Origin of the sequence: Nocardia sp. CA-107356 (genome assembly GCF_050946365.1) — a bacterium.
GTDB lineage: Bacteria > Actinomycetota > Actinomycetes > Mycobacteriales > Mycobacteriaceae > Nocardia.
On sequence record NZ_CP191992.1, the window covers coordinates 4692383 to 4715609 of the forward strand.

The window sequence follows — 23227 nt, forward strand, 5'->3', positions numbered from 1 at the left end:
GAACGGAACTCGTGGTGATGATCGAGGAACAACCCGGGCACCAGGACCGCCAGGAGGTCCCGTTCTGGTTCGATCCGCTATGCCCGTGGGCGTGGATCACCTCGCGCTGGCTCCTGGAAGTCCAGCAGGTGCGCCCGGTACGCGCCGACTGGCGGATCATGTCACTGGCTTATCTCAACCTCGTCCAGCGCGAAGGCCAAGGGCTCAGCGACGACTACCGTGAGCTGATGACCAAAGCGTGGGGGCCGGTGCGGGTCTGCGCAGCCGCCGCCGCGCACCGGGGCCGCGGTGTCCTGGGGCCGCTGTACACCGCCATCGGCACCCGCCTGCACAACCAGCGCCGCCGCGATGACCCCACCGTCATCACCGAAGCCCTGCACGAGGCAGGCTTGCCCGCCTCGCTGGCATCAGCCGCGACCAGCACAGAGTTCGATCAGCTCATCAAGAACTCGCACCACGACGCATTCGACCAGGTCGGCCTCGATGTCGGGACACCCGTTCTCCGCATCAGCGGCACAACGCTGTTCGGCCCGGTGATCACCCCCGCTCCTCGCGGCGAAGCCGCCGGGCAGCTCTGGGACGGCCTGGTCATGATCGCGAGCACCGACGGCTTCTTCGAACTCAAACGCAGCCGGGACCGCAAACCCTCCTTCGAATAACTGCGAGCATCCTGCAGCATCGACCGGCCCGCAGCGTCCGAAAGAGCGCGGTCAGCGGGCCGGGGTGCTGATCGCTCGCGCGATGCGGGGCCCGACAAGACGTTCGGCCTCCGCGAGCGGATACCACGCGGCACCGGTCACCTCCGATGCCTGGAGGTCCCCAATATCCGCCTGCGTCGTGGTGAAGCTGAACCCGAAGTCGAGGTGATAGTGCGGTGGCTCGTCTTTCGCCGGTCGAGCCGGAACCCGGCCGAACTCAACGTAACTCGGGATCGACGACGCCAGGACCACGTGGCCGGGGTCCAAGCCGGTCTCCTCGGCCAGCTCACGCACCGCGGCGTCGATCAGCGACGCGTCGGACTCCGGCTCGAGGTGCCCGCCGGGCTGAAGCGTCATGCCATACGCACGGTGCTCCACCAACAATATCTCGCCATCGCGGACCAGCAATGCCCCCGCGGTCGCATGCATCGGGAATGTCCGGCGCCAAGCGAGATTCTCTCCCCGCCGCAACAGATCCATCGGCTCGGCCAGGGCCGCAGCCTCGTCTGGATAAACCTCGAGATAGGCCGCGATCGCATCCGAGATGTCCGAGTCACTGATCGCCACGGCGCACCCCCATCACAGCCGGAAAGAATTCTCCTTCGGGACTTCCTGCCCGGATGTGAACGATGAGACGCGACACAGTCAGCTCCATGGAAAGCGCATGGCGTACAAGGTCGTCCGTACTCTACAAGCCCGGCTCCGGCGGCGTGCGGACACCACGCCGGGCACCGAGCGGTAGGTCTGCGAACGGATGCGTTCCGGGCTGGCCGCTCGCCCGTGCCGGGACGGCGCTGCGGCACAGTCAGCGAAATCCATTGGGGGAACGCAAGTCCCGTGAATTGCCCGTCCTGCCAGCTTTCGGCTGTATCCTCATCGGACGGCGCTGTGGAATTCCTCGCGGCGGCTCGGCTCGTCGAGCAGCAGACCGCGCCACGCCGAGGTCACCGTCGTCGCGCCGGGAGACTGCGCACCGCGCATCGTCATGCACAGGTGTTCGGCACGAATCACCACTCCGACCCCGCGGGCGTCGAGCTGCTCGTGCAGCCACCCCGCGATCTGCTCGGTCATCCGCTCCTGGGTTTGCGCGCGCCCGGCGAACATCTCCACCACCCGCGCGAGCTTCGACAGGCCAACGAGGTGATCGCCCGGCAGGTATCCCACGTGCGCGACACCGAAGAACGGCAGAAAATGATGCTCGCACAACGACCGGAACGCGATGTCGCGGGTCAACACCAACTGCTGATACCCCTCATTCGGGAACACCGTGAGGTCGAATTCGCGGGCGCTGAGCATCTCGTGGAATGCCTGCGCCATCCGTAACGGGGTCTGGCGCAACGACTCTGCCGACACATCCACTCCCAGAGCGGAAAGCATCGCTGCGGCGGCGACAGCAGCGGCACCGAGATCGCGTTCGGCAGGTTCGGCGACCGCTATTCGCCGTCGTGACGCGCCGGCCCCGGCGAGGTCGACCACGGGTGCGGATGCGAGGTGGTTGAGCATCTGATCTCCTAAACAGCAGCACACGGCACAACGCACGTGATGAGATGAAGGTGCAGCGTCCGTTCCACCGTAGGAACTCGGAGCGGGCCGAAGAACTCACTGCGAGTAGGTCTTTCGGGGTACAAGGAGCGCGACATGCCGGGCTCGGCGAGTAGATCACCTACTGCCGGCAGGAGTGCGCTGTCCGGACGGGTGGCCGGGGCGCTGCTGGCCACGATCCGCCGCTCCATCGGCCACAGCCAGTTACAGCTCGCTCAACGGTTCGAGGTGGCGGAAAAGACCGTTCAAAGCTGGGAACTGGGCACCAAACCCCTGATCCACCTGTCCTTCTCGCGACTGGGGGCGGTCAAGCGCACCCTCGTCGGGCTCGGCGCATCCGTCGAGCTGATGTCGTTGTGGGACACAGCGTTGGCCGTTGATGATCTGCTCGGTGCCTTCGACACCAGCGACCCCGAGCACCACCCGCTGGCGTTGACCGTCCCGAATCGCGTTACCAGTGACCTGATCTCCTGGGCGCTCACCGGACGGCTACCACGCGAATTGCGTGAAACCTCCGCAGTCTTGCATATCCCGGGCGGTGCCCGCGATCAGGTTGTGGACGCCCTGCGCGAGGTAGCCGACTCCGCGCGACCCGGCGGCGCGACCGCTGCCCAACTGCGCCGCCAGACCATGTATCTCGTTGCCCGGCACGAAGTCTCGCAAGACTGGATCGCCGACCAGGTCCGGCGAACGATGCGACGGCCGAACAGTGAGCTGCGGCAATGGTCCCCAGAGTGGGCGCTGACCCGCTCAGCGGCGGTGAGCGCGGCCGCCGTGGGCGACACCGAGCCGTTGGAACGGTTCATCGCCGCGGGCGGCATCGAAGACCGCAACGCCCTGATAAACCTCACCTATTGGGCATATTGGGCCGGTGACATCGCAGGTACCTGGGACCGGGACACCGCGATGTTCCTCGCCAGCACCGATACCTGGTCCGGTGACCGCCTGCTCGCCGGTCTCCTCGACGGCATCGTGCATGCGCCCTACCGGGAGTTGTGTATCCACACATTGACTGCCCTGCTGGCGACCCGGCGCCGGCTGGCTACTGATCCACGGTGGCGCACTCGAATATCGTCTACCGTCGAGACCGCACTGACTAGCGAAGGACTCGGTCCGAACGCGCGGCGGTGTTTAGACCAGGTGTTCTACCTTGTGAGGAGCGAATGACGATGTCGGACAAAGAGTTGCGGTGCATCGCTACATTCGCCTACGAGACAGGGCGCCTGAAGAGGCTGGCCCGTGACGGCTGGGAGAATGCCCTGGTCCCCAACCCGGAATCGGTAGCCGAGCACAGCCATCGCACCGCGGTACTGGCCTACATCATCGCGATCCTGGAAGGCTCACCCAACCCTGACCGTGCCGCCACCCTCGGCGCGTTCCATGACCTCCCCGAAACACGACTCGGCGACAAAAACGCCGTCACCCGCCGATACGTCAAAACCGCCGATCCACGCGATGTCATCCACGACCAGACCAAATGCTTGCCGGACAACATCGCGACCAGAATTCGTGAACTCGTCGACGAACACGAGTCGTGCAAGGGGCCCGACGCGACGCTGGAAGCCCGCTGCTCCCACGATGCCGACAAACTCGAATGCCTTCTCCAAGCATGCGAATACGAAGCCGCAGGCAACAGGAATATGCAGGTGTTCAAAGACACGATGCTCGATGCCCTGCTCACCCCGACCGGCAAGGCGCTCGGCCAAGCAGCACTCGACACAGACCCCGCCACCTGGTGGCTGGAATTTTCTGCCACCATCGGTCGAATCGGCCGCATGTAACAGGGGACGATTCGGCGCTTCGACGCCGTTGTATGACGCGGTGGCCACGATGGACACAATCACCCTGGTCCGGTCGGCGGTCCGTGGCCCGCTCACCACGGCCAGGCCAGCTGTGGTGCGGATGTTTGTTCGTGTGGCCGTTGCTACTCTAGCGCAGAAGCGGAACGTCTGTGTCGTGTGCAAGGGATTCAAGCTTGTCCAAGACCTCACGTAATGTTTCAGGTACGGGGCTGCTGGGCCATTGTGTGTCGGTTTCCGGTCCGGCTGGGTAGTCGATACCTCTGGCGGCGGCGCGTTCATGTGGGTTCATCGATTGCGGGACCAGCCGACCGGCCAGGACAAGTGTGTGATGAGCAGCCGCTTTCCATACGCAGTGATCGATCCGGCAGCAGCGATGCCGCTGGCACAACGCGTGTGCCAGCTCCACTTCCACGTGATCGCACAGCGGCCGCGGGGCAACGGAGATCTGATGACCGGTCATGAGGCTTTCCCGCGCGCTGCGACATCGGTCAACTCCCGGTGCACACCCCGGCCTTCGTCGGTGAGGGTCCACATCCACGCGGGCGGGGAATCGTTGTCGCCGGGTGACAGGTCTCCGCGCACCAGCGCGTTGTCTTTGAGCCAGTTCAGGGTTCGGGTCACGCCGCCGATGGACGGCTTGCCCATCACTTGGGCGATCTGTCGTGTCGTTCGGCTTTCATCGGCATGGGCCAGAGCCTTGAGCGTGTCGACTTGAGCGTTTGTGTATTTGCCGACGAAACGCTTGTAGGACATGGAGTTTCAATCCTTCTATCGTAGAAAGGCCGCGAGCTGCGTCGCTGTAGCCTTGCCTTGTTGGTCTGGCGTGTTCACGTGAGCAGTCGCATGTCTTTGGCCTCGACGCGGCCGTTTCGTCCCTCGCCGATCGTGAATTTGACACGTTTGTGGCGGCACAGATACCGCCTCCCAGCGGCAGTCTTGCGGTTCGGCGTTATCGCCGTGTAGTGGACGAACACGTCCGGGGCTTGATCGCGAGCGATGTGCCGCCTGCCGGTGTCGATCCGCGGGGAGGGTTCGATGCGGCGTTGCGGGTGGGTAGACCTGGTCGGCTCGTTGTTCCATCCGGCGGCACCCGAGAAGGAAGCAACTCATCCACAGCCCGACCATCGAGCCTGTGATAAGGAGCTGAAGCCACAGGGGCAGCATCGCGGTGACTCCCTCATCTGTGTCGCGCGATATCGCGTGCATAAGCAGCCAGGCGTGTGAACGGCGGCAGCCCGGTCGGTGAGGGCAGTGCCATCCACACCGATGTACGGAGCCCCGGTGTCGGCAGAGCGATCTGCCCGCGACACGCTCTGACATCGAGTTCGGCGGCGACCGGATCGGCCGCCAACCAGTCGGCTGCATCCCTCGGCGAAGTCTTGCCATCCGCCAGGAACAGCCATCGTCTGGAATCGATCCTGGTGATCGGATCGGCGATCGTGCTGGCGATGATCGGGGCGCTAAACCGATCGGGGAGGGTGCGGCGCAGTCGCGCGCCGAGTTCGGGATTTGTGGACAGCGCTTCGGTATCTGCGCCGTAACCGACCGGCAGCATGATGATCCCGTCATCGGGGTCGACGCGACTGTTCAGTCCGAACCAATACTCATAAATGTGGCGTCGTGCCCATACATCGAGCGCCGGGGTCGTGATTGTGCCCATGACATTCCTCAACTGGATAGATCTTTAAAGGTGTTGCAGAGGTGCTTGTTTCGCGTCGAGGCGGGCCAGGCGACCGGCAGGAGTCGCCGCGCCTGCTCCCGCGATCTGCAACCGTGAGTCCTGGCCGTCGTCGTCGTTCGCCGGGACGTTCCACAGATCGTGGGACGCGGTGTTGGGTCATGGCTCGTGAGATTGCGTGAACATGGGTCACCTCCATTCCGATGTCGTCGCTGCTGACTCCCTAGCTGATGCGGGAAGAATTCGAATTGCCGTCAGGCCGTTGCGGATCGCGCCGGATTCAGCCGCGCCGCGAGAGCCGCTTGAGGCCCCGACCGCTTGGGGGGTAGGGCGACCACGGTGTATCCAGCGGCTTCCAGCTCCGCTTCGTGGCCGTCGAGATGTTCGACACCGGGGCAGATGACGCAGGTTGCACCGGCTGCGTTCATGGCATCGATCAGGCGTTGAATCCGGCAGTCCGTGTAGAGGCTGAAGACAATGGTTTTGGCGAGATTGGCACCAAGACCCTTTGCGCGAGTGCGTATCTGGATCTCGTCCCACGGTTGAGAGTCGCCGGAGATGTCGCGGCGCAGGTATCCGATCGCGATTGTTCGCGCCTTCATGGCTTCGCCTTGCTCGATACCTGTTGGCAGACCTCGCGGTAGGCCGGTTGCGCGATTACCTTTTGACCTGCGGCGGTGATCCGGTGAAGGAAAGGCTTCGCTCCGCCCAGTCGTTTTACGAAACCTGCGTTGACCAGTCCGGGCGTGACTCGCGCGACGGCCTTATAGGCCACCTCCAAGGTGGCGGCGATTTCGTCGTATGTCGTCGCCCGTCTGGGCAGTTCTGCCAGGACCGCAAGAACACGAGCTTCTGATTCAGCGAGTGCCATGAGGCTGCCCTCACCGCCGGTCCGGCTGGGCGCTGCCGAAGCATCGACCAAGCCAGCGCCACCTGTCGCGAGGAGGCTTCGGTGAAGAGTTCTCCCAGGGCGATTCTTGGAGAGCAAGACCAACGGTTTCGAGAGTGGTGAGCTCGACGAGGTCAGCCGCCGCATTCAGAAGCGCCACCGCCTCGGCAGCTTGTATAGCCGCGACGGCCTGGTCGCACCTGAGCGTCCGGCCGGGCAGGAACGACACCACCCACTTGCCGTCCCCGACGCTCTTGGCTTGATGCTCGGTCTGATCGCTGGTCATCAACGACTGACCGACTACCTGTACAGCCATCGTTCCTCTATCCCTTCAGCAATCGCCGAAGCAAGGTTTGAACAGTGATGTTGCGTACGATGAGAATACGATACTTGATTCAAGTATCCAATACATATGGAACGCGAATCTGGAGGAATCTGTGCTGTACGGTGAGGACGGCCCATGAAGGGAAGGAACGGGATGCCAACGACATCTCCCACGGTCGCCAACTGGGATCTGATCAAGCGCATCCGTGACCGCGCCGCACTCCGAGGCGTCACCGCGAAGAAGCTCGCGGGAGCGCTGGGATTCACTCCGCAGTACGTCTCGCTGCTGATGAACGGCAAGGGCGTTCTCGCGGAGGACAAGCTGGAAATCCTGATCAATCTCTTGGAGTTCGACAAGGTCGAGCGCACCGAGATGTTCGAACTGCGCGAAATCGCCAAGGAACCACGCCCGTACGCCAAGTACTCGGGCCTGTTCGACGACAACCTCATGCGGTTCTACGGCTTGGAGGCCGGAGCGCAGAGCATCCGAACCTTCGAACCCAACGTTGTGCCCGGCCTGCTACAGACCGAGGAATACGCCAGAGACCTGATCAGTTCGACAGTCACGATCAGCCTGCCAACCGAGCTCGAGCAGCGCGTCGAAGTTCGTACTTCACGAGGACACCTACTCACCGGCCCTGATCCAATCGACATGCTGTCGGTGGTGATGGGGCAGGCGGTACTGATGCACGAAGTCGGTGGACCCGAGATCCATCGCGAGCAACTGCGCCACCTACACGACTTGGCGGAAGCGCACCCCGACCGGCTGGACCTTCGTATTGTCCCGTTCAAGGCTGGAGGAGCAGTGGCGAGTCTCAACTCCGCGACCTACCACCTTCTCGACTTCGAATCCGGGCGACTTCCGACTCTGGGCTGGGTCGAGGGTGCGATCTGGGGTGAGATCATCGAAGAACCCGAGTACGTAAACAAACTTGCCTACAAGTACAAACAGGTGCAGGCGATTGCCCTGGGGCGCGAGGAGTCCTTGCACCTGATCGATCAAAGCGCACGTCAGATAGGGTGAATAGGTGAGCACAGTCAAGAGGAAAATCAGTTCATACAGCGGTGGAGAGCAGACCTGTGTCGCGGTCGGCCGCGAAGGCAACCTCGTGCTCATCCAGGACAGCAAACAGGACGCCGACTGCGTCGACATCCCAGCGGAGCAGCCCACGATCGTCTTCGCGGATTCGCATTGGCCCGCCGTCCGGGACTTGGCACTCAGCTCCTCCTCAGGCGAGGTTCAGGGCGCGATTGCCATCGAACTGCACGCCGATGGCACAGCGGCCTTCCGGGGAATCGACGCTCACGACCAACCGGTCAGGTTCGAGTTCGATATCGACGAAATGGACGCGTGGACCAAGGGCGTCGCGGACGGCGAGTTCGACAAGCCCTGACTCAGCACACCTGAGGTACAGCAAACGGCCTCGCTCCAGGTTCTGGAGCGAGGCCGTTCTGATATCGAATTCCATTGTCGACCAGTAGGATTGGACGATCAAACCAATCGCACGCCAGATGGGGATGAGTGCTGTCAGCACAGACTTCTTCAACTCCACGTTCAGCGGCGGCGAAAAGCCTGTGTAGGGGTCGCGCAGCGGAGCGACGCCCGACGGCAACACCGGCGTTCTGCCAATCGAATTCGGCTGGCAGGACATAGCTTTCAGCGGGTGGGTGCCGATGTCACACGACACCGCCCTGCCTCGCTGCGGTGAGACCAAACGCAGCTTTATGTCGCCTGCCATCCTGAAGGCTTCTGGCGGCAGACAGCGCCGGAAAAGGGCAAGCGGCGAGAAATTCTCTGTGTGCTCCCCGCACGCGCGGGGAATGGTTGCCGCTGGATGCAAGTGAGGTAGGTCACCGCACCCTTTGCGGGGGCATTAGCCTGGTGGCATGGCACGCGATGAGCGCGGTGTGACCGCCCAGAGTGAGGATTTCGCTTCTTGGTACAACGAGCTGGTTGTGAAGGCTGGCCTCGTCGATCGGGGTCCGGCCAAGGGCACGATGGTTATCCGACCGTATGGCTATCGAGTGTGGGAGTTGCTGCAAGCCGAGCTGGATGCGCGGATCAAGGCGACGGGGCATGAGAATGCGTACTTTCCGTTGTTGATTCCGCAGAGTTACCTCGAGCGCGAGGCCGATCATGTCGATGGTTTCGCCCCTGAGCTGGCGGTGGTGACTCACGCGGGCGGTAAGGAGCTCGAAGAACCGTTGGTGGTGCGGCCGACGTCGGAAACCATCATCGGGGAAATGATGGCGAAGTGGATCTCTTCGCATCGGGATCTGCCGATGTTGCTGAATCAGTGGGCGAATGTGGTCCGGTGGGAGATGAGGCCGCGAATGTTCTTGCGCACCACCGAGTTTTTGTGGCAGGAAGGCCACACCGCGCATGCTGATGAGCGGCAGGCGCGTGAGGAGATGATGCTCGCGTTGGGCATCTACCAGGAGGTGGCGCGTGAGTACGCGGCGATGCCGGTGGTGCCAGGTGAGAAGACCGCTGGTGAGCGGTTCGCGGGCGCGGTGTCGACGGTGACGATCGAGTCGATGATGCGTGACGGCAAGGCGCTGCAGGCCGGTACATCGCACTTCATGGGCACGAATTTCGCGACAGCGTTTGGTATCCGCTACGCCAGCGCCGATGGGCGAGAGGAGTTGTGCCACACCACGTCGTGGGGGATGAGTACCCGAATGCTCGGCGGTATCGTGTTGACTCACGGTGATGATCGGGGTCTGGTGCTGCCGCCTCGGGTGGCTCCGTATCAGGTGGTGATCGTGCCGATCACCCGCGGCGATGGCGCGGATGTGGTGGCGGCTGCTCAAGCGCTGGCTGAGGGCTTGCGCGGTGCGGGTGTGCGGGTGCATGTCGATGATCGCGATCAGCTCAGTCCGGGATTCAAATTCAACGATTGGGAGCTCAAGGGTGTCCCGGTCCGGGTTGAGTTGGGGCCGCGTGATCTCGCGGCCGGGACCGCGGTGCTGGTGCGCCGTCTGGGTGATCACGGTAAGCAGTCGGTGCAGTTGGATACGTTGCCGCAACTCATGCCGAGCATCCTTGAGGAGTTCCAGGCGTTCCTGCTGGCTCGGGCAGCCGATTTCCGCGACACCCACACCGCCGATGTCGAGGACTGGGATGCGTTCGAGACCGCTGTTGCAACGGGATGGGTGCGAGCGCTGCATTGCGGGCAACCGGCTTGTGAGGACGACATCAAAGCGGTGACCTCGGCGACGCCGCGATGCGTGCCACTGGATGGACCGCCGGAGACGGGACGGTGCGTGCGTTGTGGCTCACCGGCAATCTACGGCAAGCGGGTGATCTTCTCCCGCGCCTACTGAAATGCCACGTGGATCACCCTGATTTCAGGGTGATCCACGTGGTCTTCAGGTCGGAGTATTTCTCCAGCACGGCAAGGCTTTTCGATCGTCCATACCCGGATGGACCCCGGCCACCGGCTGGTACCGTCAGGTCGTCGGTCTCGAACCCGTTGACCCACACCGTGCCCACATGCAGCCGTTTGGCCAGTCCTACGGCGGTATCGAGGTCGCGGGTCCAGATCGAAGCCGCGATACCGGTTTCGAACCCGGAAGCGAGCTCGGCGGCGTGGTCGGGGCCCTCGACTTCCAGCACGGTCGCGACCGGTCCGAAGACCTCTTCGGTGAGGATGCGGGCATGGGGTGCGGCCCCGGTGAGCAATGTCGGCGCGACATACGCCCCGCTGGTTGGCGCGGACCGGACTGGTCCGCCGCGCAGGATCGTCGCGCCCCCATCCACGGCGGTGTCGATGAGGTCGGTGACGGTGCGTGCCGCCGCGGCGGTGATCATCGGCCCGATATCGGTGTCCCAGTTCATCGGGTCGCCAAGCACCAGGCCGTCGATGGCCTTACTTAGCGCGGCGACGAGGTCGGTGGCGATGGCGCGTTCGACGAGGACGCGACTGACACCGGTGCACATTTGCCCCTGGTTGAAGTAGGCGCCCCACACCAGGTTTCGAGCCACCATGTCCAGATCGGGGGCGTCGGCACAAATGATTGCGGTCGACTTTCCACCGACCTCGGGCCACACCCGTTTGGCGTTGCTGCTGGCGCTGTAAGTCAGGAATGCGCGCCCAGCCGCCGGAGAACCAGTCACACTTACCACGTCGATGCCCGGATGCAGACCCAGCGCGGCACCGGCTCGGCCCCCACCGGGTAAGACAGCCAGTGCTGCGCCGGGAATCCCTGCAGTGTGGGCCAGTTCGGCGCAGCGAAGCATCGCCAGCGGGGCGTGCTCGGAGGGCTTGATCACCACGGTGTTGCCCAGTGACAGTGCGGGTGCGACCTCGTAGCCGAGCTGGGCGAGCGGGAAATTCCACGGTGTGATCGCCGCGATGACTCCGGCGGGCTCGCGAGCGACGAACGCCAGCGACCGTGTTCCGGTATCGGGGTGCGCGCCAGCGTGTTTGCCGATCGCTGCGGCATACCAGCAGATGGCTCCTGCTACCCCGGTTACGTCGATTTCGAGGCAGTCCCGTACCGGTTTGCCTGTTTCCCAGCAGATCAGCACCGCCAGCTCGTCAGCGTGGGCTTGGATTGCCTCGGCCCACCGAGTGAGCGCGGCCGAGCGTTCGGCGGGCGGTGTCCGGGGCCAGTCGCCATGATCGAATTCGGCACGAGCCGCCCGCACCGCGTCATCGACGTCGCGGTCATCGCACTCTGGGGCGAGGGTGATCACAGTGTCGGTGATCGGCGAACGTATCTCGAATGTGGCGGAGTCGGGCATGTCGCGGCGCGCACCGCCGACCAGCGGGCGGCAGTCGACGCGCAGCCGATCGGGGTTGCCGCGCCACACCTGGGCGGTGCGGTCGATGGGACCGGTGTGGATTGTGGTCATGGCCGCCTCCGCAGTAGGTCGGCGTTGATGTCGGAGATTCGGGCACACCCAGCCAGCAGCATCGTGCGGCGCAATTCGGCGAGGAACAGCTCCACCACCTTCGCTACTCCGGCCCTCCCGGCGAGAGCTAGTCCCATCGCAACAGAGCGGCCCAGCAGTACCGCGTCCGCACCGAGGGCCAGCGCTTTGAACACGTCGGTGCCGGTGCGGAATCCGCCGTCGATGCCGACCTGAATCTGCCCGTCGATCACCTCGAGTACTTCTGGGAGTTGGTCGAGGGTGGCTGGTGCCGAATCGAGTTGGCGACCACCATGATTGGACACAATCACCGCCTGCGCACCGCATTCGAGCGCATGGGTGGCGTCTGCGGCCGACAGGACACCTTTGACTACCAGGGGCAGCGGTAGCCGGGCCGCGACCTCGGCAAGGGTGCGCCAGGTCCATGCGGATCCGGTTTCACCGAGCAGTTCAGCGGCGAATCGGCCGTCTGGGTGGTTGCCGGAGAAGTGTTGGGGATCCACGGTGACGCTGAGGCGGCGAAGCCGTTCGCGCCATCCCAACACCGGGCAGTCGATCGTCACGCACAGCGCCGAATATCCAGCGGCATGGGCGCGGTCGGCCATGGCCAGGAACTCGCCCACATTGCCGCGGGCGTGGACCTGCATCAGCTTCGGGCCTGTCGCCGCGGCGGCGACGTCCTCGAGCGCCAAGCCGGATGCCTCCGAAACCACTGCTGCGATGCCGCATTCGGCGGCGGCCTCGACGATGCCGCGCTGCCCGTCCGGATGTAGGAGTCCGTCGCAGCCGATCGGGGCGGTGAGCACCGGAGCCGCCAAGCGCAGGCCGAGGAAGTTCGCGGTGGTGTCCACCGTGGTAACGCCAGTCAGCTGTCGCGGCAATAACCGCCAGGTTCGGAATGCGTCTTCGTTGTCATTGACGGTGATCTCCGAACCCGCGCCGGAGTCGATGTAGGCCCACACGTCGGGCAGCAGCTCGGACTGAGCGCGCTTGTGCAGGTGCGGCAGTGTCCTGATCAGTGCATCGTCGTCTGTGGTCGGTGCGGGCGGGGCAGTGGGTTGCGGGTTCATCGCCGGGCCGCCCGCCTCGCGACAAGAGTGGTATGTGCGGTCTCTGTCACGGTGTCGCCGCCGACATAGGTGGCGAAATCGTCTGCGGCCGTGACGGTCGTGCCGACGAACAATTCGCCCGAGTCCCAGAGCTCGCTCACCAGGTCGGTCAGCCGCTGTCCGGGATTGAACCCCTGATACCAGGCGCAGAATGCCGTCCAGTCCACCGGCCGGTCCTGGTCGGTCACCCACGCGGCCATGTCATAGACGGTGGGCAGTTTCCACCGATAGATGCCGCCCTCGAGTGCGCCGGTGGTCAGGTGGGGGAAGTTCTCGGCAACGAACACCGCGCCCGCTCGGGTCACGCCCTGCCGGAACGGCAGCAGCGTCCCCAGTACCGCGTCCAGACCGCAGTTGACCGCGCTGTCGCGCTCGAATTGCAGCTCACGGGGGTAGGCGGCACGGAATGCCTCGAGCGAATCGAGGTCACCGGCCGCAGCCTCCATCACGTCGTAAAATGGCCCCCACCAAGCCTTTTGCGCGCCCAGCACCGCGTTGAACACGTGCCGACCCGATAAGCTACCGAGCTCGTAGCCGAGCTCGTCCATCTGCGCGGCCGAATTCATACCCGGAATCACCGGCGCCACATGGAAACTCACCGGAATCCCTTTGTCGGCCAACTCGGCAGCGGCGGCGATCCGCTCGCGTGGGCACGGGGCGCGCACCTCGATCCGCCGCGCCAGCGCCTCATTCAGGGTGATCACCGAGAAACATACCTCGACCAGACCCTCTCGGGCCAGATCGGTGAGAACGTCGATATCGCGGGTCACCATCGTGCCGCGCGTCAGCAGGAACACCGGAATCCTCTGCGCGAGTGCGGCTTCCAGGATTGCGCGAGTGCGTCGCTCGGTGGCCTCGATCGGCTGATACGGATCGGTGCTCGTGCCGACATCGAGGATGCCCAGACTCGGATCGGCTTCGGCCGATCCCGGCGCTACACGCACGTGCTTGCCGTAGTCGTCGGGCCCCTTGTACAGGCAGTATTGGCAGTTGAAGGCGCAGCCGGAGTAGGCGTCGGCGAACACGCGCCAGTGGTGGGCCCGCAGGGTCTCGATGGAGGTCTGGAAATCGAACACCCGGGGAATCTGAGTGGCCATGTGGATGCGCCTCCTAGCAATGGGGGATCACAGTGAGAGCTGTTGATGGGCACCTGTTCCTCTGGGGTGAGTTCGATTGCGGATCAACGGTTTTCAGTCTTTGAACCCGCCCCGGAAAAGTGCTGATCAGACTGTCCCGCATCACGGTGATCCAGCGGAACCGCCGCCTGTAGGCAGGGCGTGGGACTAGCGTGGGATTACCGAATTCCTACAGGGGACAACATCATGATGGCGGGTCGGGAATGGACCGGGTTCGAAGCTGTCGCGCTGCAGACCGTTACACGTCAGTCGGTCCGCGAATTCGCGAGCAACCTCGGCGTCGACGCGAAAACGGTCAGCAAGTGGCGATCGCGTGGACGCTCGATTCAGCTGCGCCCGCACACCCAGCGGCTACTCGACACCGAGTTGTCGCGGGCCAGCGGTGACGAGCGAGCCGAATTTCTCCGGATCATCAACCACCCCGCCCGGATCCCACATGACGTGACCTCTGGTGTCGCGCACCAGTTCTTGGCTTCACCGCCGCCGGGCACCGACCACCTTTCGCTATTACCAGGTAACACCGGCGTGCTGGGTATCCGTACGCCAGCGGGGCGGTTCTTCGCCGGCTCGTCAACTCCTGCAGTTGTGTTGCCAGCGGAATCCGACGGCGACCGCATCATCGCCACCGTAAACGTAGATGCAGCGGGTGATTTCACAGTGCACCGTGCTCAACGCAGCATGGTGATAGCAGCCGTAGCGACCAATGCGGGAACCGCGGTGTACGGCCTCGACCGTCGCCGCGTACGCGCCTGGCTCGCTGCCTCGAACGGTGCTGCGCCACTGCTGGTTCCGCCTGCATACCGCATCGATGATTTCACCCTGGCCATCTACTGGGCGGTGACCAATCTCGATGACGCTTTGCTCGATGACGATGCGGAATTGGCCACCACGGCACTGCGGTCGACAACCCTTGCCAGCCAGCCGCGCTCACTCGCCGGTTCCGACCTCGCCCAAGAGTTGTCGGCGGTATCTCAGATGTGGGTCGGCTCAGACTTCTGCGCCCGACACATCCTGCGCCATGCCGACCAGCTATCCGAAACTCCCACGTTCTGGGCTCGCGAACAGCGCGGTGAGGAAGCCAGCACATGGCTGCTTTTCGCGCACAAGTACCAGTACCTGCAACGCACCGCGACGATGTTCGCCACCGGAAAACCCCTGATCAGAGCGTTCTGTATCCCACCTGCAGCCGTCTCGGAGTCAAAGGCCCCCGAACGTGTGCTACTGCTGCTCACCGCCGCGCTGATCGAGTCGTTCGGCATCAATGTCGCGGTCTGCACCGAAGCTGAATACACCGCAACGGCAGGATTCGTCCTCGACCACACACACCGCGCGATCATCGCCACATGGATCAACACCGACCGCATCTGGCATACCGACGTCACTGATCAGCGCCCGATCTTGCGTGAGTTCAACGATGCCGCTGGATGGGCACGCAGCCACTCCATCCTCGCCGCCGCCACACCCACCCTGCGACTTCACGCACTAGCCGACTACCTCGGGCTCGACTGGTCCTGGCTAACCGTGCGCGCTGCCGAACTCGCCGACTACGGAACATCCGGATTCAGCCAACCTCGCAGCCGCCTGCTCTCCCCGGTCGGCCTGGACCGCGCATGCCGATTTCTAGCTGACCTCACCAGACAAGATGGCTAGGCTGCCGGAGTGCCCACCGCCCAAACACCTCGCCGCATCGTAGTTTTCGGTCTCGGCGGCACCATCGCCATGTCGACCACCTCCTCCGGCGGCGTCGCGCCCACCCTATCCGCCGACCAACTCCTGACCGCCGTACCCGGCCTGACCGACACCGGCATCACCGTAGACGTCGTGGACTTTCGTCAGGTACCAGGCGCATCCCTCACCATCTCCGATATCACCGCCCTCGCCGAAGCAATCCATGATCGGCTTACTGATGCCGACGGTGTAGTCGTCACACAAGGCACCGACACCATCGAAGAGACCGCGTTCCTGCTCGATCTCCTACACACCGGTCCGCAGCCGGTGGTCGTGACCGGCGCCATGCGCAACCCATCCCTGGCCGGACCGGACGGCCCCGCCAACCTCCTCGCCGCGATTCAAACCGCAGCTGACCCCTCGGCTCGCCACCAAGGGTGCCTGGTCGTATTCAACGACGAGATCCACGCCGCCCGCCGCGTCCGGAAAACACACACCACCAGCACCGCGACATTCCAGTCGCCCAACGGTGGCCCTCTAGGCTATGTCGTCGAAGGACGGCCTCGCCGGCTCAACCAACTCAGCCACCGCTTCACCGTCACAGCTAAACCCGGTGACGACACCCGCGTGCCGATTCTCACCGTCACCCTCGGCGACGACGGGACCACCTTGCACGCACTTGCTGACCATATCGACGGTCTCGTTCTCGCTGCTGTCGGAGCTGGCCACGTTCCCGCCCGCCTCGTGCCTGGTATCGAAGCACTCGCTGCCAGAGTTCCCGCAGTTCTGGCTTCCCGCACCGGCGCTGGTTCCGTGCTCGAATCCACGTACGGATTCCCTGGCTCCGAACGAGATCTGCTGGCCCGCGGCGTGATCTCCGCTGGATACCTCGATCCGATCAAAGCGCGAGTCCTCCTGCATACCCTGCTGTCCAGCGGCACTGACATACCCGCAGTCAGTGCCGCTTTCGGAGCCGCAGGCGGCTACCGTCCCGCCGAAACCTGGCCCTGGCCAAACGATTCCAGCAAGGACCTCTGATGCGCTCACACGAACTCACACTCGGACGATCGTTCGGGGTCACCTTCGATCACGGCGAGGACTTCTACCCCGCGCTGGCAGAGTTCTGCCGCAGCCACGACATCCGCGGCGGCTACATCCCGTCCTTCATCGCAGGATTCAGCCACGTCGATCTCGTCGGAACATGCGATCAACTCAAGAACCCGGCAGCACCCGTCTGGTCGCGAGTCCACCTGCGAAACGTAGAAGCATTCGGCGCAGGCACCCTCGCCTACGATCCCGAAACCGGCCAGATCCAACCACACATCCACGTCGCGGTCGGCCTCAAAGAGTACTCAGCCACCGGACACACCAGCCATCTACTCGGCGCCCACGTCCAGTTCCTCACCGAGATGCTCGTCATCGAAGTGACCCACCCGCGCATACGACGCACACCAGACCCGGACTTATTCGATGTCCCCTTACTGCAATTCGAGTAGGCCGCCGACGAGGCGGCCGTATTTCCAGAGCTGCGGGGCGACGATCGGGTCAGTGGGTCCTTTGTCCGTATCACCTGGCTGTCTGTCGGCTGCGAATCCCCGCGCAGCCCGGCTTCATTGGCGCAATAGCAATTCGTAGACGGCTCGGCTGCGCCCGGGCCCTTTGTAGTCGGTGATGACCGAGACACCGTAGATCTGGTGGTCGCCGGGTACGTTGACGAATCCGAGTGTGGTCCATGTGGCGTGTGCTGCATGGTTTTCCGGCTCGGAGGTCAGGCATATCCGCTGACAGTCCCATTTTTCGGCTTGGGTGCGGATGCTGTTCAGGAGCGCTCGGGCGATGCCACGTTGCCGGTGCTCGGGATGAATCATAACGTCCTGAATATAGACCTCTGCCGGGTTGTCTTGGCTGCGGAACGCGATCACGGCGCCGGTGATGTTGTTGTCCTTGTCGGTCATGACGGGGCAAGTGGAGGAGAACAACTCGGCGTAAAGCCAGTAGTCGGACAGGCCGCGGGCGCGGATGTAGGGTTCGCCGAGCTCCATGAGGTGATGGACGTCGTTGATGTGCTGGACCTGCAGAGGGGTGACGATCATGGGCGCTCCTGTGCATGGACTTTTCGGACGATGCTGGTCAACTGGTGTGGGAGGTCGGCGGCGCGACGGTGTCGGGCGATGCTGCGGCCGATGATGGCGATGTTCCAGTGGGTGCTGCTGGTGAGTTCGTCGTTCGGCTGTGCTGAATCCGCCGGACACTGTGAGGGAGAGCTGGCTGCAGATCCACGACGTGTGCGGCTGAAGGCACAATACTCATGTACACCGCTACCGAGTGAACCGCGAGCTCGCCGCAGACCGAGTGACGTAACCGGCTGCGCGGGTTCGGCGAGCGGAGACGCATTGTGCACGTTGTCCCCTCCTTGGGGGAGTATCTCGATGATGTAGGTCTGCTACGAGCTCGGCTGCGCGCTGTGGTGTCGGTTGGAAGGCGGAGCGGAGGCGAAGTCGGGGTCGTTGAGATCCTGGGAGCAGCAGAAGAGCCATGAGCTTGCCTGACCTTGTCTCCGAGTCGGCTCGTCTTTTCCGGAATACCTTGTCGGCCAAGGCGGGAACCACCAGTGAGTTCGTCCAGAGTGTCGCCGCGTCGAGACCTTGCGGTGCCAGGCCGAAGTCTTCTCAATCGAGAATCCAGCAGGCGGGTGCGGTGGGGCAGTCGGAGCCGAGGGCTAAATATTTGGCCTGATTTCTTGCGCGATCAGCTTTGAAAGAGGTTCGTGTGAGTCACGGCTCAGGTGTGTACCGTCATCTCCCGGACACGCGACGGTAGCCGCGTCCACGAACAAAGCTTTGCGCTTGTCAGCGACGCGCCGTATCGCCGCGCCGAGTTCGCGCGATTTACGCACGGAGTTGGCGTCGTACTCGGAACTACGCTCGGCAAACGCGGGCTGATCGGCATCGAGATGGATCGGACTGACCAACAATACCGCAGGCACTCCACCGTTGCGGGTCCAAGCAGTGCGCTCGATGTTGTCGATATAGCCCTCGAGCGCAGTAGCGACGGCTTCTGTTTCTCGACCGAACTTGGTTTTGAGATCGTTGTTCCCGAGCATGATGACCACCATGTCCAGTGGCGAGTGGCTGCGCAGGCAGGGTTGAAAGTAGGTTCGGCCATTGCGGTCATCACGATCGGGGTCGTCCAAGTCGGTGGTACGACCGCCGAGACCTTCCTCGATAATGGCGTATCTGGTACCCAGAAGTTGCTGTAGCCGACCGGTCCAGCGCACGTCGGCTGGCCATCGGCCGTGCCCGTCGGAGGGTTGGCCGAAGGTGTTGGAGTCACCGAAGCACAAGATGGTAAACGCAGCAGGGTTAACATTCAACGTCGGATTCCTACGGGTTGGACAGATACGCCGAGGTGTTTAGCGACGCCAACAAGCCCATCCAGCCGTTGCTTACCTCGACGGGCCAGTAGCTCATTGGTCAGCGAGTGGGCCAGAGGTATGTGACCAACGAATTCCGGTGCCATCGAGCACGCATGACGAAGCGTATCCACGGCTCCCGCATAGTCCCGGTTGTGAATCCGGGCTTGCGCAACGTTGATGAGCCTGCGGCTGCGCAGCGTGGGCGGAATTCCGGTACCACTGCCACTGACAACAGCGGCAAGTTTTAGAGCTTCACGCGGCCGATTCGCCCCAGTCTCGTTGATAACACCGAAACTCGCGGCCGAGGTGCTACCGAACACATTCGACGCCTCAGGTCTGCTGACATAGTCGTCTTCTAGCTGCGTCCCGGCCGATTCGCATAAACGTAAATATCGTCGTGCCTGCTGGTAGTCTCCCGTGCGAGAGGCCGCGAATGCGGCGTAGCACAGAAGTTCTCCCCAAATGGAGACATGGCGCGGTGTAGCGGTAGACAATCGTGGTTCAATTTCGGTAGCTGCTTGATCGGCATACGCGGCGGCGTCGTCATACATGCCGTTTTTCGCCAACAGCCATGAATGTGATCCTTTAATCGCGGCTCGTGACAGCTCGTCTCCGCTTTCTGCTGCTAATGCATCTGCACGGAGGAGCGCCAAGGCGGCCAAGTCCTCCTGAGCGACGTAGCCCAGAAGATTTGATGAGGCGTGCAATAGTTGAGCAAGCGAAATATTGATCTGACGCCGTGGCCCACCCTTCGCTGCCTGAGCAGCGCTATATGCGCTTGCTATGACGCTAGGAAGCATCCGTTCCATTTCGCCGAAGCGAGCCGAAAAGAACAAATCCCATGCGCGCGCTACTGCAGCCGTGAGCTCTATCTGTGTTCCTGGCGGTGTATCTGGAATGCGTCCCATAAGCACCCGCCGCAAATGAAACATACTGTCGTGGTGCGAGCCGCTGTTTGAGTTATCTAAGGCTGTATCGCCGCCGGGAAAGGTCATCACCGTAGGTGGCTGTAGCTGCGAGTGGGTGACCGCACCAACGGAACCTTCGGCGAGTAAGTCGGTAAGTTGCTCGGACGTAACTTTCAGCGTTGCAGCAAGTTTCGGCCACAGCTCCGCGTGAGGCTGGCTCTTGCCGGCCTCCCAGCGGACCACAGTTGACCGCTCTACTTCCAGACAGGCAGCTAAAGACTCCTGGGTGAACCCCTGCGCCTTACGGCGCTGCGCGAACCTGCGGCGCGCCCTGCGCCCGGCAGCCGCCATACCCTTACCGCCTTCCGCCCCTGTGTAACACCCAAGATCAGCGGGGCAATGCCTCTTTCACGCCTCAATAGTGCACAGCGGGTGCTCTGGCCGGTGACCGCTGTGGACGGTTGGCTACAGGGTACGGCCCGCACGCGCCGAATGCTCTATCAACTCCCGGCAGCGGGCCATCGTCGATGTCCTCGCTGGCGGGACAACCACTCGCCACAGATTTCGGGGGTTTCGCTCATGGCCGCTACGGCCCCGCCGCCGCCCACCCACCATGTCACATCGTCTGCCTCGCTGGGATGCCCGGTCAGACAACGATCCGGACCGAGCGGCCTGGACGGACCTGTATTCGCACAGCACTCGCCGAATTGGAGGTATTGAATGGCCGCCCATTTCCTTGGCGTGAATCAACTGATGGCCCGCAATGATGCTGACGCCGAGCGACATCCGGACATTGTGTCCCGGGTAGGCGAGCCATCAATGCCGCCATGGCTGACGGAAGCGTCCGCCGCTGCCCGAAAAGCGGACTGGGGCAACGACAGTCGCTGGCACCTAGTGATTGATGTTGTTGTGGCCGTCTGGTGGGCCGTTCTGATTTTCGGCGCATGCCGGGGGTGGGCGCCGACTGGTCGGGTCGAAGAGCTCGTCATAGGGAGCAGGCAGTGACATGGACTAGCGCCGCGGCGAAGTACCGCGCCAGAGCCAAGATTGTCTCGACGGTCACAGCCGCGATCGCGGCGCTGCTCTGCTTATCCCCAGTGGGGCATGCCGATCAATCCGCGTCCGTGTCCGGGCGTTGCCGGGCCACGTCATGGCCGGTGCTGGGTGGTGCGATGGGCGGCACGGTGTGTCGTCCCGAGCGGCCGACGAGCACGGTGGTGCTGTTGGTTTCGGGTGCTGCGACCAATGCCCGTTATTGGGATTGGCCGGTGCAGCCGGAGACCTACAGCGTCCAACGCTCCTTGGCCGCTGCTGGCTTTGCGACGCTCACCCTGGATCTGCTCGGGACTGGCGCCAGCACGCGACCACCGAGTGCGGCGGTGACTGCCACCCTTCAAGCCCAGGGCCTGCATGAGATCGTCACAGCGCTGCGGTCCGGATTAGCCAGATACGAGTTCCCAACGATCATCATTGGCGGGGTGTCGATGGGAGCGGGTGTGGCCGCGATAGAGGCCAGCACGTTCCATGACGTTGATGGTGTTCTGCTGCAAGGATTTTCACACTCGGTGTCGCCCATCGACACGCTGAAGGCGGTGGCCAGCTTCGTCCCCGCCGCCACAGATTCACGATTCGCCGACCGTGGCCTCGACCCGGGGTATCTGACCACTCGCCAGGGCACCCGGGCAGCCAGTTTCGTGGGCCCGGGTACGGATCCCGTCGTGCTTTCTGTTGACGATGCCGAGGTTGCCGACACGTTCAGTCCAGCGGCGATGCTGGACGGGCTTGCCAGCACGATCCCGCCCCTGACCAGCGCCATCGACGTGCCGGTCCTGGTCGCCAATGGGGAGTTGGATTTGCTGTGTGCGCGGGCGGTGTGCGCGTCGAGTGCGAGCCTGGCCGAGGCGGAGCGGCCCTATTTCGCGCTAGCGGCCCGGCTGAAGACATTTGTGCTCCCGGGGGCCGGTCATGCGGTGACCGTCGCGCCGAACGCGAAGTTGTTTCAGGACTGTTTGGTGGCATGGGCGGGGTCGGTTGCGGCCGGCGCGGCCGGAGATCGGCAGGCGGCCTGCGCATGAAGAGCGGTCGACTGAAATTGACTTCCTCGCATGGTGTTTGCGCACCCATGCCACATCCCGTGCAGAGCGTAGACAGCTGGGGCGGACTTCGGTGCCGGATTCACGCCCGCCCACGTAGCTCACAACACCGTATTGCCCTCGCGACCAGTAAGGCGCGTCGAACATGAGCGAACCTTTCGCAACGAGTACAGCGCGCACCCGCGGTTCCGAACTGACCCGTCAGCGTCCGCTGGCGACCGCGACCGACCTGTTTTTTACCGATTCCTATGCCGCGGTGTCGCTTCAGCGGATCGCTGAACGCGCAGGACTCACCCCCGGTGCGATCGTGCAGTACTTCGCGACCAAACCTGCCCTCGCCGACGCCGTGCTGGAGCAGCTGTTTCGCCGCGCTGATGCTCATGTGCGTCGCTATCAGGTCCGCGATCACGATCAACTCGTTGCCACTATCTCAACATGGGTGGTGTTCGCGGCCGCGCACCCTGGATGGGTGCGGCTCGAACTCGATCTCGGCGACGCAGCACCAGAGGACGTATCTCGTGATCGGCTACGTGAAATCCGGTGTAAGGCAACCAAGTTCATAGCCGATGCTATGCGCGAGGCGGGGGTCGATCCGGCTGTGAGACCCGAGGTGGGCGCTGTGATGTTGCTGACGAACGTCGTCGGACAGGCCGCTACCGATAGCAGCGCCTCTTGTGTTGAAACGGCGTCGCTGCGTGCCTTGGTCGAACATGTGCTCGCCGAACGCGCCGCGTGAGGTCTCCCGCTATGAGCGCCAACCTATCCCCGCGTGGCCAAATCAGTGTGGTCGCTGTGATCGCGACGCTTGCACGGCCCGGCACATCGCCGATGTCATTTTTCCGATGCACCTTCTATGTCCGAAGGCGGTCACCAGTGTGTGGCTCGTCTCGGGTTTCGGTGACCGAATCAGGAGTGACTCTTGACCGCCTCGACCCCTTCGCCTCAGTAGAGTGCTCCCTCGGTCAGTCGTGGCCTCGCCGATCGCGACGAGCTCACTGGCTGGACCCAACGAGCGAACCTCCCAGCGGTATTGAAGCGAAACCTCGTACACCCACCGCGGCATCGATCGTCGGCGAATCGCGAGTC

Annotated in this window: 24 protein-coding genes; 12 read left to right on the plus strand and 12 right to left on the minus strand. The window is 63.4% G+C overall.

The window, feature by feature from the left end; all coding sequences use genetic code 11:
• Nucleotides 1-17 precede the first annotated feature (17 nt).
• On the plus strand, nt 18-659 hold the full coding sequence (locus ACQP1G_RS21030; protein WP_433208691.1) for a mycothiol-dependent nitroreductase Rv2466c family protein: 642 nt from the start codon (nt 18-20) through the stop codon (nt 657-659).
• A 51-nt stretch (nt 660-710) separates the two neighbouring features.
• Here ACQP1G_RS21030 and ACQP1G_RS21035 read toward each other — a convergent pair whose 3' ends face one another.
• Both ACQP1G_RS21035 and folE read right to left on the minus strand, forming a co-directional pair.
• Nucleotides 711-1265, minus strand: a complete 555-nt coding sequence (locus ACQP1G_RS21035) for an NUDIX hydrolase (RefSeq protein WP_433206981.1) — start codon at nt 1263-1265, stop codon at nt 711-713.
• 306 nt (nt 1266-1571) lie between these two features.
• Nucleotides 1572-2201 (minus strand): GTP cyclohydrolase I, encoded by a 630-nt coding sequence (gene folE / locus ACQP1G_RS21040; RefSeq protein WP_433206984.1) that lies wholly within the window; start codon nt 2199-2201, stop codon nt 1572-1574.
• 135 nt (nt 2202-2336) lie between these two features.
• Between folE and ACQP1G_RS21045 the strand changes: the two genes are divergently transcribed.
• Nucleotides 2337-3407 (plus strand): hypothetical protein, encoded by a 1071-nt coding sequence (locus ACQP1G_RS21045; RefSeq protein WP_433206987.1) that lies wholly within the window; start codon nt 2337-2339, stop codon nt 3405-3407.
• Nucleotides 3408-3409: 2 nt separating this feature from the next.
• Nucleotides 3410-4021 (plus strand): HD domain-containing protein, encoded by a 612-nt coding sequence (locus tag ACQP1G_RS21050; protein WP_433206990.1) that lies wholly within the window; start codon nt 3410-3412, stop codon nt 4019-4021.
• Nucleotides 4022-4498: 477 nt separating this feature from the next.
• Here the strand turns inward: ACQP1G_RS21050 and ACQP1G_RS21055 are convergent, their stop codons facing one another.
• The 4 genes from ACQP1G_RS21055 to ACQP1G_RS21070 all read right to left on the minus strand — a co-directional run bounded on the left by ACQP1G_RS21055 (nt 4499) and on the right by ACQP1G_RS21070 (nt 6642).
• Complete coding sequence (locus ACQP1G_RS21055) at nt 4499-4795, minus strand: hypothetical protein (protein ID WP_433206992.1); 297 nt, start codon at nt 4793-4795, stop codon at nt 4499-4501.
• A 424-nt stretch (nt 4796-5219) separates the two neighbouring features.
• Complete coding sequence (locus tag ACQP1G_RS21060) at nt 5220-5702, minus strand: hypothetical protein (RefSeq protein WP_433206995.1); 483 nt, start codon at nt 5700-5702, stop codon at nt 5220-5222.
• 272 nt (nt 5703-5974) lie between these two features.
• Entirely contained in the window at nt 5975-6322 is a 348-nt protein-coding gene (locus tag ACQP1G_RS21065; protein ID WP_433206998.1) for a hypothetical protein, read from the minus strand.
• Nucleotides 6319-6642: a hypothetical protein gene (locus ACQP1G_RS21070; RefSeq protein WP_433207001.1), complete on the minus strand. Its 324-nt coding sequence runs from the start codon at nt 6640-6642 to the stop codon at nt 6319-6321. The genes ACQP1G_RS21065 and ACQP1G_RS21070 overlap by 4 nt, the downstream gene beginning before the upstream one ends.
• A 55-nt stretch (nt 6643-6697) precedes the next feature.
• On the opposite strand from ACQP1G_RS21070, the gene ACQP1G_RS21075 reads away from it, so the two are divergent.
• The 4 genes from ACQP1G_RS21075 to proS all read left to right on the plus strand — a co-directional run bounded on the left by ACQP1G_RS21075 (nt 6698) and on the right by proS (nt 10260).
• Complete coding sequence (locus ACQP1G_RS21075) at nt 6698-6973, plus strand: hypothetical protein (RefSeq protein ID WP_433207004.1); 276 nt, start codon at nt 6698-6700, stop codon at nt 6971-6973.
• A gap of 114 nt (nt 6974-7087) precedes the next feature.
• Nucleotides 7088-7957, plus strand: coding sequence for a helix-turn-helix domain-containing protein (locus tag ACQP1G_RS21080; protein ID WP_433207007.1), 870 nt, complete (start codon nt 7088-7090; stop codon nt 7955-7957).
• A gap of 4 nt (nt 7958-7961) precedes the next feature.
• A complete protein-coding gene (locus tag ACQP1G_RS21085) occupies nt 7962-8327 on the plus strand; it encodes a DUF397 domain-containing protein (RefSeq protein ID WP_433207010.1) in 366 nt (121 codons plus the stop codon).
• 493 nt (nt 8328-8820) lie between these two features.
• A complete protein-coding gene (gene proS, locus ACQP1G_RS21090) occupies nt 8821-10260 on the plus strand; it encodes a proline--tRNA ligase (protein WP_433207013.1) in 1440 nt (479 codons plus the stop codon).
• Between the two features lie 13 nt (nt 10261-10273).
• On the opposite strand, the gene ACQP1G_RS21095 is transcribed toward proS, so the two are convergent.
• Genes ACQP1G_RS21095 through ACQP1G_RS21105 form a run of 3 tightly spaced genes read right to left on the minus strand, consistent with a single transcriptional unit; the run spans nt 10274 to nt 14018 of the window.
• A complete protein-coding gene (locus ACQP1G_RS21095; RefSeq protein ID WP_433207016.1) occupies nt 10274-11794 on the minus strand; it encodes an aldehyde dehydrogenase family protein in 1521 nt (506 codons plus the stop codon).
• The gene (locus ACQP1G_RS21100) at nt 11791-12882 is read right to left on the minus strand and encodes an alpha-hydroxy acid oxidase (RefSeq protein WP_433207019.1); all 1092 of its coding nucleotides are present in this window, start codon (nt 12880-12882) and stop codon (nt 11791-11793) included. The genes ACQP1G_RS21095 and ACQP1G_RS21100 overlap by 4 nt, the downstream gene beginning before the upstream one ends.
• Entirely contained in the window at nt 12879-14018 is a 1140-nt protein-coding gene (locus ACQP1G_RS21105) for an SPL family radical SAM protein (protein WP_433207022.1), read from the minus strand. Before ACQP1G_RS21105 ends, ACQP1G_RS21100 begins: the two co-directional genes overlap by 4 nt.
• Nucleotides 14019-14243: 225 nt before the next feature.
• On the opposite strand from ACQP1G_RS21105, the gene ACQP1G_RS21110 reads away from it, so the two are divergent.
• Genes ACQP1G_RS21110 through ACQP1G_RS21120 form a run of 3 tightly spaced genes read left to right on the plus strand, consistent with a single transcriptional unit; the run spans nt 14244 to nt 17221 of the window.
• Complete coding sequence (locus tag ACQP1G_RS21110; protein WP_433207025.1) at nt 14244-15707, plus strand: hypothetical protein; 1464 nt, start codon at nt 14244-14246, stop codon at nt 15705-15707.
• Between the two features lie 9 nt (nt 15708-15716).
• Nucleotides 15717-16763: an asparaginase gene (locus ACQP1G_RS21115; protein WP_433207028.1), complete on the plus strand. Its 1047-nt coding sequence runs from the start codon at nt 15717-15719 to the stop codon at nt 16761-16763.
• Nucleotides 16763-17221 (plus strand): PPC domain-containing DNA-binding protein, encoded by a 459-nt coding sequence (locus tag ACQP1G_RS21120; protein WP_433207031.1) that lies wholly within the window; start codon nt 16763-16765, stop codon nt 17219-17221. Before ACQP1G_RS21115 ends, ACQP1G_RS21120 begins: the two co-directional genes overlap by 1 nt.
• Before the next feature lie 114 nt (nt 17222-17335).
• On the opposite strand, the gene ACQP1G_RS21125 is transcribed toward ACQP1G_RS21120, so the two are convergent.
• From ACQP1G_RS21125 to ACQP1G_RS21135, 3 genes are all read right to left on the minus strand, one after another.
• Nucleotides 17336-17818 (minus strand): GNAT family N-acetyltransferase, encoded by a 483-nt coding sequence (locus ACQP1G_RS21125; RefSeq protein WP_433207034.1) that lies wholly within the window; start codon nt 17816-17818, stop codon nt 17336-17338.
• Between the two features lie 626 nt (nt 17819-18444).
• Nucleotides 18445-19098, minus strand: a complete 654-nt coding sequence (locus ACQP1G_RS21130; RefSeq protein ID WP_433207037.1) for a GDSL-type esterase/lipase family protein — start codon at nt 19096-19098, stop codon at nt 18445-18447.
• Nucleotides 19095-20399: a helix-turn-helix transcriptional regulator gene (locus ACQP1G_RS21135; protein WP_433207040.1), complete on the minus strand. Its 1305-nt coding sequence runs from the start codon at nt 20397-20399 to the stop codon at nt 19095-19097. The genes ACQP1G_RS21130 and ACQP1G_RS21135 overlap by 4 nt, the downstream gene beginning before the upstream one ends.
• Nucleotides 20400-21220: 821 nt before the next feature.
• On the opposite strand from ACQP1G_RS21135, the gene ACQP1G_RS21140 reads away from it, so the two are divergent.
• Both ACQP1G_RS21140 and ACQP1G_RS21145 read left to right on the plus strand, forming a co-directional pair.
• Nucleotides 21221-22123, plus strand: a complete 903-nt coding sequence (locus ACQP1G_RS21140; protein ID WP_433207043.1) for an alpha/beta hydrolase — start codon at nt 21221-21223, stop codon at nt 22121-22123.
• Nucleotides 22124-22286: 163 nt separating this feature from the next.
• Nucleotides 22287-22877: a TetR/AcrR family transcriptional regulator gene (locus ACQP1G_RS21145; RefSeq protein ID WP_433207046.1), complete on the plus strand. Its 591-nt coding sequence runs from the start codon at nt 22287-22289 to the stop codon at nt 22875-22877.
• Nucleotides 22878-23227 lie beyond the last annotated feature (350 nt).